This is a genomic window from Janthinobacterium paucivorans (assembly GCF_051380805.1).
Classification (GTDB): domain Bacteria; phylum Pseudomonadota; class Gammaproteobacteria; order Burkholderiales; family Burkholderiaceae_D; genus Janthinobacterium; species Janthinobacterium lividum_D.
The window spans coordinates 112,796-124,925 of sequence record NZ_JBNYXR010000004.1; the positions used below are offsets into that span (position 1 = coordinate 112,796).

The 12,130-nt window shown below is 61.5% G+C and carries 10 protein-coding genes; 4 read left to right on the plus strand and 6 right to left on the minus strand.

Annotated elements, in window-relative coordinates; translation table 11 throughout:
* Window positions 1-5: 5 nt before the first annotated feature.
* Both ACQ4V8_RS06600 and ACQ4V8_RS06605 read right to left on the minus strand, forming a co-directional pair.
* Window positions 6-2,768, minus strand: coding sequence for a TonB-dependent receptor (locus tag ACQ4V8_RS06600; RefSeq protein WP_436571110.1), 2,763 nt, complete (start codon window positions 2,766-2,768; stop codon window positions 6-8).
* A gap of 35 nt (window positions 2,769-2,803) precedes the next feature.
* The gene (locus ACQ4V8_RS06605) at window positions 2,804-3,763 is read right to left on the minus strand and encodes a MurR/RpiR family transcriptional regulator (RefSeq protein ID WP_010401435.1); all 960 of its coding nucleotides are present in this window, start codon (window positions 3,761-3,763) and stop codon (window positions 2,804-2,806) included.
* Window positions 3,764-4,004: 241 nt separating this feature from the next.
* On the opposite strand from ACQ4V8_RS06605, the gene ACQ4V8_RS06610 reads away from it, so the two are divergent.
* Together ACQ4V8_RS06610 and ACQ4V8_RS06615 are read left to right on the plus strand one after the other, a co-directional pair.
* Window positions 4,005-5,141: a succinylglutamate desuccinylase/aspartoacylase family protein gene (locus ACQ4V8_RS06610; protein ID WP_029496680.1), complete on the plus strand. Its 1,137-nt coding sequence runs from the start codon at window positions 4,005-4,007 to the stop codon at window positions 5,139-5,141.
* Window positions 5,142-5,150: 9 nt separating this feature from the next.
* Complete coding sequence (locus tag ACQ4V8_RS06615) at window positions 5,151-6,539, plus strand: YfcC family protein (protein WP_128089141.1); 1,389 nt, start codon at window positions 5,151-5,153, stop codon at window positions 6,537-6,539.
* A gap of 116 nt (window positions 6,540-6,655) precedes the next feature.
* Here the strand turns inward: ACQ4V8_RS06615 and ACQ4V8_RS06620 are convergent, their stop codons facing one another.
* Window positions 6,656-6,853 (minus strand): hypothetical protein, encoded by a 198-nt coding sequence (locus ACQ4V8_RS06620; RefSeq protein ID WP_436571111.1) that lies wholly within the window; start codon window positions 6,851-6,853, stop codon window positions 6,656-6,658.
* Between the two features lie 274 nt (window positions 6,854-7,127).
* Here ACQ4V8_RS06620 and argH point away from each other — a divergent pair, with 274 nt between their 5' ends.
* Window positions 7,128-8,525 carry an argininosuccinate lyase gene (gene argH / locus ACQ4V8_RS06625; RefSeq protein WP_436571112.1) on the plus strand — a complete coding sequence of 466 codons (1,398 nt, stop codon included), beginning with the start codon at window positions 7,128-7,130 and terminating at the stop codon, window positions 8,523-8,525.
* A gap of 52 nt (window positions 8,526-8,577) precedes the next feature.
* On the opposite strand, the gene ACQ4V8_RS06630 is transcribed toward argH, so the two are convergent.
* A complete protein-coding gene (locus tag ACQ4V8_RS06630; RefSeq protein WP_436571113.1) occupies window positions 8,578-8,763 on the minus strand; it encodes a hypothetical protein in 186 nt (61 codons plus the stop codon).
* An 85-nt stretch (window positions 8,764-8,848) separates the two neighbouring features.
* Between ACQ4V8_RS06630 and ACQ4V8_RS06635 the strand changes: the two genes are divergently transcribed.
* Entirely contained in the window at window positions 8,849-10,072 is a 1,224-nt protein-coding gene (locus ACQ4V8_RS06635; RefSeq protein ID WP_436571114.1) for a M24 family metallopeptidase, read from the plus strand.
* Here the strand turns inward: ACQ4V8_RS06635 and ACQ4V8_RS06640 are convergent.
* Together ACQ4V8_RS06640 and ACQ4V8_RS06645 are read right to left on the minus strand one after the other, a co-directional pair.
* Window positions 10,069-11,649 carry a methyl-accepting chemotaxis protein gene (locus ACQ4V8_RS06640; protein ID WP_010401446.1) on the minus strand — a complete coding sequence of 527 codons (1,581 nt, stop codon included), beginning with the start codon at window positions 11,647-11,649 and terminating at the stop codon, window positions 10,069-10,071. The two genes, ACQ4V8_RS06635 and ACQ4V8_RS06640, sit on opposite strands and share 4 nt — an antisense overlap.
* Window positions 11,650-11,714: 65 nt before the next feature.
* Window positions 11,715-12,122, minus strand: coding sequence for a type 2 periplasmic-binding domain-containing protein (locus ACQ4V8_RS06645; protein ID WP_436571115.1), 408 nt, complete (start codon window positions 12,120-12,122; stop codon window positions 11,715-11,717).
* Window positions 12,123-12,130 lie beyond the last annotated feature (8 nt).

Below are 12,130 nucleotides of genomic sequence, written 5' to 3' on the forward strand. Positions count from 1 at the left end.
CGGCCCTATTTGAAGCTGTAATTGGCACTGGCATAGAAACGCCGGCCACGCGGGTCAGAATAGCTGGGGTCATAGCCAGACAGGAAAAAGTACGCCTGGTTCGAGTAGGGCGGGCTGGTGTTGAATAGGTTCTGTATGCCCGCGCGCAGCTTGAACTGCTTGCTGACCGCATACGCAGCCGACATGTCCCACAGCGTGTAGGCCTTCACCCGGTTCGGCTTGACGACGCTGCCGTCGTCCGTGTTGATGGCCGAATTCTGGTCAGCATAGCCGCTCGAATAGGTGTTCGACAGGCTGGCCGAATACGCGCCGTTATCCCAGTCCAGCGTGATCGTATGGCGCCAGCGCTGTACCACGCCATCCGTGACGAAGGCATTCAGATTGCTGATGAAATCGTCTCCCGGGCTGGTCTGGATTTTCGAGTCGAGCACATAGGTGCCGCTCAGGTGTCCGCCAAAACGCCCCCACGCTGTTTTCACGCCATGCAGATCGGCCGTAATATCGAGACCCGCAGCCTTTTGCGCGCCGCGGTTTTCCTTGCGCAGCTCGATATAGTCGATTTCATTGTCAGCGTTGCGGTGGACAAGGTCGCCGTATTTGGCCAGCTTGCCCAGAATGATATCGTCGCCGATTTCGCTGATCAGGTCCGTGCGCTTGATGTTCCAGTAATCAAAGCTGAAGGTCCAGTGCTGGCTCGGTTCCAGCACCATGCCGGCCGAGAACTGGCGGCTGCGCTCCGGTTTCAGCTTATCGTTGCTGTAGCGGCGCGTGTCCCAGTTTTGCGCGCAATCGGCATAATTGTTGTCCACGGTGGCGCACAGCACGGGATCCGGCAAGGTCGCCGTGCTGCTGTAGACGGTAGGACGGTGCAGGTCCGACATCGACGGCGCGCGGAAGCCCTTGCCGGCCGAAGCGCGCATCAGCACTTGCTTGCTGGGCAGATAGGTCAGGCCCACCTTGGGGCTGAGGGCGCCACCGACCTGCTGGTAGTGATCGTAGCGGCCCGACAACTGCGCCTGCCATTGCTTGGTAAACGGCAGCAGCAATTCGCCGTAGACGGCTTGCACATTGCGACTGTCGCTAGTGGTCACGCCCCCTTCTGGCGCTTCATCGTTGGTAATATTATTACTCATCAACAATGCGGATGGCCGGAAATCCGTACGCTCGCGGCGCACTTCGCCGCCCACGGCCAGCGCCATGTCGCCACCGCCCATGGGCATCAAGGCACGCGATACCTTGAAATCCAGGGCATCCATGACGCCGCGCGCATGCCGTACTTCGTCATTGACCTGGATGCTCTCGAGCAGCGCCTTGCCGGCCGCGCCAGACGGGCCGAATGGATTGATGGTGCCATCCGTGATGCCCTTCTGTAGCTGGTCGGCCAGTAAGTAGCCGTGCGTGTCCTTGTCCCTGACCACGTTGACGCTGTGATTCAAGCCCACATCGTAATCCCAGCCGCCGACAGTGCCAGTGGCGCCGACTACATAACGCTGGCTTTCGCTGGTCAATTCGCTGGTGCGCATGCCAGCTTCGTTCAGGCGTATGCGCAGGGCCAGCGTGCCAGTCAAGCCGACGGCGTTCAACTGCGGCACCATGCTGGCGTCGATTTCGCCGTCTGGCCGCGCTGTCGATCCCACGTAATAGCTGCGCGAGCGGCTCAACGCCACCTCCGCATACAGCTGGTGATCGTTGTTCAACTTGAGGACGCCGCGAGTCAGTAGATTCTGCTTGTCCGTTTTCGGATACAGTTCGGTGTCGCCCATGTAGTTATAGGTACATGCATCGACACCACCCGTTCCAGCCGGCAGGTACACATTGGCCGGTCCGCTACAGCCTGGAATCGACAGATTGATCAAACGATTCGTGATCGGCTGGCCATTTAGCAGGAAGCCCTTTTCCTGCAGGTAGTCGCGCTGGTCGCGGCTCAGGCGAATATTCGCCGGACTGGTGTAACTGGACAGCAAATGCCCCAGGCGTTCCGGCACATGCAGGTTCGGAATGAACTTGCGCTGCGAGGTGTTCAGGCGGTCGGTTTTTTGCAGGTCGAGCACGGCAAATATATTGTAGCCATCCACAGCCAGGTCGCCCGTGCCGGCCGTGATGCTGGCCGTGCGCTTGCCGGCACCGCCCTCCTGCGTGCCGCTGCCGTAAGCGTTCAGTTCCACGCCCTGGTAATCCTTGCGCGTTATAAAATTGATGACGCCGCCGATGGCGTCCGTGCCATACAGGGCCGAAGCGCCGTCGAGCAGCACTTCCACGCGCTGCAGGGCAGCGGCCGGGATGTTATTCAAGTCCACGCCCGCATCGTCGCCGGGCGAGGCGAAGTTCGCCATGCGCCGGCCATTGAGCAGCACCAGCGTGGACGAGGTGCCCACGCCGCGCAGATTGGCGCTGTTGAAGCCGCGCTGGTCGCCGCCCACGTTGATGCTGGCGCCATCGGTCAAGCCCCCAACGTTGGCCGAGACGCGCGCCATCAGTTCGGCTGCCGTCGTCACGCCCGCCTTTTCGATATCGGCGCGCGTGATGACTTGCACCGGCAGCGCCGTCTCCGATTCCAGCCGCTTGATGGCTGAGCCCGTGATCTCCACGCGCTGCATCTTTTTCTGCGCCGGCTCCCCAGCCTGCTCCTGCTCCTGAGCCTGTGCGCCGCTGGCCAGCATGCCCAGCGCCGCCGATACGCTCAAGGCGCCCAGCGCCAGGCGCACGCCTTGCGCCAGCGCAGATTCGCGTGGCAATACGCAAGCACCATCTTGTCTTTTAATGTGCATGGAAACTCTCCCCAATCGTCTATATTTAATTTTTGTCATAATTTTTGTACTGCCTTGCGTTGCCTCGATACTGCTTTCCGAGGCCCCGGCACGCCATGCTCGCCGCCGTATAGATAGGCGGCGATGACTTCGCTCAGGCGGGCCGCTTTTTCAACGTTCTTCTTGTTCGACACCATCAGCGCCACGGCCAGCGCCTCGATCATGGCCAGCGCCGTGCTGGCACTGCTGGGCAGGACAGGGTGCGTGCTTTGCGCATACAGCGCGTGATCGGCCAGTTCGGCCAGCGGCGACGCGGGAGAGTCGGTCAGCGCGACGATGCAGGCGCCGCGGTCGCGCGCGAAGCTGGCCAGGCCGATGCAGTCGAGCGTGTAACGGGGAAAGGAGATCACCGCCAGCACGTCTTGTGACGTCAGGTTGAGCAGATGCCCGGCCGCCACTTCCGAACCACCTGTGCCCACCACTTCGACCACATGCGGGCAAAACGGCTGCAGATGCTGCACCAGCATGCCCGCCAGGTTGGCCGACAGGCCAAAACCCATCACGTACACTACCCTGGCGCGCGTCAGGCGCCGCACCACGGCCTGCATGGCGGGCGGCGACAGGGCATCGGATGTGGCGGCGATGTTCGCAGCCGCATACTCCAGACTTTCCGTGATGGGTGATGTGGCGCGCACGCGCCGTTCTATCGTGCGGCGCAATTTGTCGACTGGCTGCAATAGCGATTGCAGCGTTTCAGCCATGGCGCCACGCATGGCCGAATAATTCTTCTGGCCGATGTCACGCGCGAAGCGGCTGATGGTGGCCGTCGATACCTGGCAACTATCGGCCAGTTCCTCGATGCCCAGCGCCGTCACGCGCATCTGGTTGCGCAGCAGGTAATCGGCGATCTGGCGCTGCGAAGTCGAGCCGCTGGTCAGCACGTGCATCAGCGTTTGCCCCAGCGACGATTGCGCGAAGGCAGCATCGGGCGACGACAGGGTGGAGGCCACTGGCATGCGGGAGCTGTTACGGGCAGCACTGGCGGATGATTTCATGTCACTGGCGGCCTGTGTTCTTGTGCATCGAGAAAAAGGGATAAAAAGGCGAAAACGCGTCGCTGCGACTCACTCTACGCATATCAAAAAGAAAACTCAACAATTATTTGTAACAGGATTTTCATTGATTTACTTCGTGAAAATAATGCTACATAATCGACCGAAATCCATCAACCGCGCTCCGTTTTGGGGCGAATTCACCATGCAAGTACGACAGCACCCCATCTCCACCGCGCACGCCAGCGTATCCTGCCAGTTGAGCAGCTTTCACTTTGGCACGGCGGCGGCTGACAGCCGCAGCGGCAAAAAGGTCTATATTCAGGCGGCGCTGCACGCGGACGAAGTGCCGGGCATGCTGGTAGCGCAATTTTTGCGCCGCGAACTGCTGGCGCTGGAGGCGGCGGGCAAGATCCACGGCGAAGTGATACTGGTACCGGCTGCCAATCCCATCGGCCTGGCGCAAGCCATCCATGGCGCGCCGTTCGGTCGCTTCGACCTGACCACTGGCATCAACTTCAACCGCGCCTACCGCCACGTGGCAGATGAACTGAAAACCACGCTCGATGGCCAGCTGGGACAGGATGCAAAGGCCAACGTGGCGCTGATACGCCAGCACGCACGCGACGCTGTCGCTGCCTGGCGACCGGGCACGGATGCGGAGACGCTGAAAAAGACCTTGCTGGGCATGGCTATCGATGCCGACATTGTGCTTGACCTGCATTGCGACAACGAAGCGGCCCTGCATATCTATACAGGCACGCCGCTGGCGGCGCAGATCGCGCCCCTGTCCGCACTGCTAGGCGCGCGCGCCGTGCTGCTCGAACTGGCAGCCGGCGAAGAACCGTTCGACGAAGCCTGCAGCCGCCTGTGGTGGGACCTCGACGCACATTTCAAGGGACGCTATCCGATTCCCGCCGCCTGCCTGTCGAGTACCATTGAATTGCGCGGCGAAGTGGAAGTGAGCTATGCGCTGGCAGAACGCGATGCCACCGCCCTGCTGCGCTTCCTCGCCATCGAGGGCGTGCTGGAGCTAGCCGGCGCCGGCGACGACCTGCCCGCGCCGCAATGCCAGCCGACGCCGCTGGCCGGGGTGGAGCCTATCCTCGCGCCACATCACGGCGTACTGGTGTATCTGCGCGAAATGGGCGAAGTGCTGGCCGCCGGCGATGCGCTGGCCGACCTGATCGATCCCGTCAGCGGCACGACGACGACCTTGCGCTGCAGCGTCGCCGGTGTCTTCTTTGCGCGCAGTGCCCACCGCCACGTCTTGCGTGGCATGAACGTCGGCAAGGTCGCCGGCGCCGTCGCCTTCCGTGGCGGTAGCCTACTGAGCCAATAAATGACACCCATGAAAAAATTCAAGCTCCCCAACACCTTCGTCCTGCTATGCGCCATCCTGGCCATGATCGCCGTAGCGACATGGCTGGTGCCAGGCGGGAAATTCGACACGCAACTGGTCAACGGCAAGCAGCTGATCATTCCCGGCACGTTTCACTATGTGGATAACAAGCCGCAAGGTCTGGCCGCGCTGATGATGGCGCCCATCAAGGGCTTCGTCGACGCCAGCCTGATCATCGGCTTCGTGCTGATCGTCGGCGGCGCCTTCGCCGTGCTGCAAAAGACGGAAGCGTTCGATTCGCTGATCAAGGCCATCGCCAAGGCGCATACCAGTTCGCGCTTCGTGCGGGCCGCCATCATTCCCGTCTTCTTCACCATGTTTTCCCTCGGCGGCGCCACCTTCGGCATGAACGAAGAAGCGATCCCCTTCATCCTGATCTTCGTGCCGCTGGCGCTGGCCCTGGGCTATGACACCATCACGGGCGTGTCGATCCCCTTCATCGGCTCGCAGGTGGGGTTTTCAGCCGCCTTCCTGAACCCGTTCAACGTCGGTATCGCGCAGGGTATCGCCGGCGTGCCTATCTTTTCCGGTATCGGCTACCGCTTGATCGTGTGGGCCATCGCCACCGCTGTCAGCATCGTGTTCCTGATGTGGTACGCGGCGCGCATCAAGCGCCATCCGGAAAAAAGCCCGACCTATCTGCTCGATATCGAAAAACGCAGCGAACACTCGATGGACCTGGACAGCTTTGCCGGCATGACCCGCACGCACCGCGCAGTGCTGTGGATTTTCATGGCGACCTTGCTGACGATGGTCGTCGGCGTCGTCAAGTACGACTGGTTCATCGATGAAATCGCCGCGCTGTTTCTGGTCATGGCCATCGTCGTCGGCCTGGTGGGACGGCTCGACATGGACAGCCTGGTGGCCTCTTTCGTGCAAGGCGCGCGCGACATGGTCAGCGTGGCGCTGGTCATTGCGCTGGCGCGCGGCACCATGATACTGGCGCGCGACGCGCAGATCATCGACACCATGCTGCATGCGCTCACGCCCCTGGTGGCCTCGTCGAGCCCTGTCTTTGCCGCGCAAAAGATGTTCTTCATGCAGTCGGTGATCAACTTCTTCATCCATTCTGGCAGCGGCCAGGCTGCGCTGACCATGCCCATCATGGCGCCGCTGGCGGACCTGGTGGGCGTGACGCGCCAGACCGCCATTCTGGCTTTCCAGTTCGGCGAATTCACCACACCGATGATCCCGACCTCCGGCATCACTGTCGGCGTGCTGGCGCTGGCGCGCGTGCCGTGGATTACCTGGGCCAAGTGGATGATTCCGCTGCAACTGATTTACCTGGCGCTCGCACTGCTACTCCTGATTCCCCCCTGCCTGATGCACTGGCAGTAAAAATCCCGGCCATGACGACACCCAGTGCGCATGGCCTTTTTTACGCCCGACCAGGCGTTGCTGTGTAGCACTACTGCTGCCGCCCTGCCCGTACTACCTGCATTTCCTGGCCGTGCTTACAGTGCGGCTTTTTCTTGCGCAGTCAGTCGCTTGGCGCTGACATGGACGGTGTGCATGGTAGCTTGATCGGCGCTGGCAGCGATCGATGACGGCGCAGCACGGAACTTCGGCACGGCGGCAGTGGCCAGGCTGGTGGCAGCGGCGATGGCGATGATGGCAACGAAGATGGCTTCCATGTTTTTCATGATGTTCATGTTATTTTCCTTCAGGTTAAGGGGCGTTGCCGTTTGTCCTGCAATGCTTGAACTGTAGGCCGATGCTCCTGGAATCACCATCGGCTTGCGACAAAACGCGCACTTCGCGGGACAGAATACAAAAAGAAGGGATGAAACGCGCAATAGCGCCCGCAGCGTGACATTTGAGGCTTGCCAGCCCCATTGCTGACCATTTCAGCGCCCTGCAAGCCCCTAAAAGCCCTACCGCCGGCCAACCTTGTTTATAATCGCCCCACACTAAAGGACTTCTTTCATGACTGATCAATTCTCCAAAAAGGGCGAAGCCTGGTCGGCCCGGTTTTCCGAACCGGTCTCGGACCTCGTCAAGCGTTACACAGCTTCTGTATTTTTTGACAAGCGCCTGGCGCTGTTCGACATCGAAGGTTCGCTGGCCCATGCGGAAATGCTGCATGCGCAAGCCATCATCAGCCCGGCCGATTACGCGCAAATCGAGCGCGGCATGGCGCAAATCTCGCAGGAAATCGCCACCGGCCAGTTCGAATGGCTGCTGGACCTGGAAGATGTCCACCTCAATATCGAAAAGCGCCTGACCGAACTGGTAGGCGATGCGGGCAAGCGCTTGCACACGGGCCGTTCGCGCAACGACCAAGTGGCCACCGACATCCGCCTGTACGTGCGTTCCGCCATCGACGACATCACCGCTCTGCTGGCGACGTTGCGCAGCGCGCTGACGGATCTGGCCGAGCAACATGCCGACACCATCATGCCGGGCTTTACCCACATGCAGGTGGCCCAGCCGATCACCTTCGGTCATCACATGCTGGCCTACGTGGAAATGTTCGGCCGCGATGCCGAACGCATGGCCGATTGCCGCAAGCGCGTCAATCGCTTGCCGCTGGGCGCCGCAGCCCTGGCCGGCACCACCTTCCCTATCGACCGCCTGCGCGTGGCCAAGACGCTGGGCTTCGACGATGTCTGCCACAACTCGCTCGATGCCGTTTCGGACCGTGATTTCGCCATCGAATTTTGCGCCGCTGCCGCCGTACTGATGATGCACGTGTCGCGCATGGCAGAAGAACTGGTGATCTGGATGAGCCCGCGCATCGGCTTCATCGACATCGCCGACCGCTTCTGCACCGGCTCGTCGATCATGCCGCAAAAGAAAAACCCGGACGTGCCGGAACTGGCGCGTGGCAAGACGGGCCGCGTGTATGGCCACCTGATCGGCCTGCTGACTCTGATGAAAGGCCAGCCACTGGCCTACAACAAGGATAACCAGGAAGACAAGGAACCGCTGTTCGATACCGTCGACACCGTCATCGACACGCTGCGCATCTTCGCCGACATGGCCGGTGGCATCACGGTGAAACCGGAAGCGATGCGCGCGGCGGCCCTGCAAGGCTACGCCACGGCGACCGACCTGGCCGACTACCTGGTCAAGAAGGGCTTGCCGTTCCGCGACGCGCATGAAGCGGTGGCCCTGGCCGTGCGCGCCTGCGTCGATGCCGGTTGCGACCTGGCCGACCTGACCTTGGACCAGCTGCGCGCGTTTTCCCCGCTGACCGGTGAAGACGTATTCGAAGTGCTGACCCTGGAAGGCTCCGTCGCCGCGCGCGACCACGTGGGCGGCACCGCGCCGCGCCAGGTACGCGCCGCGATCGCCCGCGTGCGCACCCAGCTGGAAAAATAATCCGCGCTTGCGCGCGCAAGCGCCCCGCTGCATCGCGCAAGCGGGGCGTTTTTCATTGCGCGACGATTTTCGACAATACGGAATAAGCGGCACCCGTCTGCGACGCTTCCAGCAGCAGGGTCAGCTCCGTGTAAGTACAGATAATGTTGATCAGCTTGATGCGGTCCCACGCCAGGGCTAGAGCAAGGCTCGGATGCAAGGTGCCAGGCGCAAGCTCACGGCCGTCAGCCAGCTTCAAGCCGAAAGGCGCGAACTGCGAACTGCGAACTGCGAACTGATATCATGCCCGCATTCCAAATTCAGCATCGAGCAAAGGAGCTTGCATGAGCATAGGTGGCACTTCCATAGAACAGGCATTGGCATCGCTGTCAGACATGACGGGCGGTATGCTTGCTATCAGCAAGGACGAACATGCCCAAGGCATCGCCAAGGCGCAAGCCTTCATGCGCGAACAGGGCATCGCCGCGATCTACCTGAACGCGGGCGCCAACCTCACCTATTTCACGGGCACCAAATGGTATGCCAGCGAACGCATGGTCGGTGCCATCGTGCCGGCCAGCGGAGAGATCGAATACATTGCCCCCGCCTTCGAGGAAACTACCTTGCAAGGCTTCATGCTGGTCGAAGGCCGTGTCAACTGCTGGGAAGAGCATGAAAGTCCCTACCAGCTGTTCGTCGATGTGCTGGCGCGCATGGGAGTGGCGCAGGACGCGCACCAGCGGCCACGCGTGGGCATCTGCGAAAGCGCCGCCTTCTTCATCTACGATGGCATCGCGCCACTGGCCGCCGGCTACGCGCTGGAAAATGCACGCGCCGTCACCGCGTACTGCCGCAGCCGCAAGTCACAGGCGGAAATCGCCCTCATGCAGCGCGTGATGGACATGACCCTGGCCGTGCACGTAGCTACGGCCAGCATGCTGCATGAAGGCATCACGACGCTGGAAGTGGAAGAATTCATCCAGCGAGCGCACCGCAAAGTGGGAGCGCCGCGCTCGTATTTTTGCATCGTGCTGTTCGGCGAAGCGACCGCCTACCCGCATGGCGTGAACTATGTGCAAACGTTGAAAGCGGGCGACACGGTGTTGATCGACACGGGTTGCCAGGTGATGAACTACATCTCCGACATCACGCGCACCTATGTGTTTGGCGCCATCAGCGAGCGCCAGCGCAGCGTATGGAATAGCGAAAAGGCAGCGCAGGCAGCCGCCTTCGCCGCTGCCCAGCTGGGCGTGCCCTGCGGCGACGTGGACCGCGCCGCGCGCGCGTCGCTGGAAGCGGACGGCTTTGGCCCGGGCTACAAGCTGCCGGGACTGCCGCACCGCACGGGCCACGGCATCGGCCTCGATATCCACGAATGGCCTTACCTGGTGGGAAATGACACCACGCCGCTCGACGTCGGCATGTGTTTCTCGAACGAACCGATGATCTGCATCCCTGGGCAATTCGGCATACGTCACGAAGACCATTTCTACATGACGCAAAACGGTCCACGCTGGTTCACCGAACCGGCGCGCAGCATCGACGATCCGTTCGGGCTGCAGGCCTAAGCCGCCCTCGACAAGCCAAGCCGCCGTCCCACCGGCACGCTGGCGATCGGTTCCAGGCTACCTTGCGCCAGCTTGAACACGGCCAGCGCCGTGCCCAGTTGCACGGCCTGATCCTGCAGTGATTCGGCCGCTGCCGACGCCTCTTCCACCAGTGCGGAATTTTGCTGCGTCATTTGATCCATATTGCCGATGGCCACGCCGATATCGCCAATGCCTGCACTTTGCGCCTGGCTCGCTGCGCTGATCTCGGCCATGATGTCGGCCACTTTTTTCACGGAATCGACGATCTGGCCCATGGTCAGCCCCGCCTCGTCGACCAGCTTCGAGCCCACATTTACTTTCGCCACCGAATCGCCGATCAATTGTTTGATCTCGCGCGCCGCGGCCGCGCTGCGCTGCGCCAGGTTGCGCACTTCGGAGGCCACCACGGCAAAGCCGCGCCCCTGCTCGCCAGCGCGCGCCGCTTCCACGGCCGCATTCAGAGCCAGGATATTGGTCTGGAAGGCGATGCCATCGATGACGCCGATGATGTCAACGATGCGTCTGGATGAATCGTTGATCTCGCCCATGGTGCTCACTACCTGGCTGACCACTTGCCCACCTTTGACCGCCACTGCGGATGCCGACACCACCAATTCATGCGCCTGTCCTGCGTTGGCGGCGTTGTCGCGCACGGTCGTCGTCAGACTGTCCATGCTGCGCGCCGTCTGGTCCAGGCTACCCGCCTGCGATTCCGTGCGCGCGGCCAGGTCTGCATTGCCCTGTGCGATTTCGGCGCTGGCCACCTGGATGGTTTCGGCCGACGCCTTGATGTCGGACACCATGCCACCCAATTTGGCGCGCATGTCCTTGAGTGCCGCCAGCAGGCTGCCATGGTCACCCGCTTCGGTGACGATCTGCATGGACAAGTCGCCGTCGGCAACAGCGCGCGCGATCTGGCGCGCATATTCGGGTTCACCACCCAGTTGCTGCCAGATGGCGCGCACGACGAAATGCGACACAGCCACCAGACAGACGATCACGGCCAGCGCCACGGCGATGCTGGTATTGAGCGCATGGCGCACATTGGCCGCGCTGCGTTCTATGCCCTCTTTGAACTGCAATTGCGCCTCTTCGTTAGTCTTCGCCAGATCTTTGTTGAGCACCGCCAGCGCGACTTGCATGCGCGCCACGGTCGCCTGCGGATCGCCCTCTTCCATTTCCAGCATGATGCGCGCTGCGCTCAGCGCAGGCGCGTAGTAGGCATCGAATTCCTTGGCAAGGCGCTGGCCATGCTCGCGCTGGCCGGCAATCGCCGCAAAGTCACCCAGCTTGGCGCGCAGCTTGACTGCCTGGCCGCCGACTTGGCCGATACGCTCTTTGTCGCCTTCACTGACAGCATCGCGCAGGGCGTCACCGACGGCGACCACATCCAGGGTCAGCGACTTGGCCATGTCAAGCACGGGATAGTCGGCGCTTTCGGTGGCGTGGATGGAATTGAGCGCGGCCGTCGACAGATAAGCGCTGACGGCCAGACCCAGCCCAAAAATTACGGCCGAGACGACAGGCAGCGCCCATATCTTGCGTTTGATGCTCATTGCTGTCTCCTGATGTTATCTGGTGCAAAAGACGACATGCGCCAGGGCATGCCGTCGCTACTGCTTTATGGCGTGGTCAGCACCGCTTTCACCGTGCCATCGAGCGCGCTCTTCTCGATGTAGCCGATGGCTTTCGGATCGGCAGCCACGGCCTTTTTCACCTCTGCGCTATTGGCCACTTCCTTCGGCAAGGTCGCCTTGCCCGTGAAAACCAGCTTGGACCACAGGGCTTTCGCTTGCGACGGTTCCTTGTCCGTCACCTTCTTGTAGAACTCTGCGCGCACGGGAGCGCCTTCCGGCTGGTCGATCGGCGTCATGGCCGTCGATTTGCCGAGAAAGAATTGGGCTATCTGATCATTCGTCATGGCGCCAGCAGCGCTCTTGGCATTGACCACCACGACCACTTCGGCCATGGCGGGAACGTTAATCGACAAGGCCAGCAGGGTAGCTACATGCAAGATAAATGGTTTCATGCTGCGCT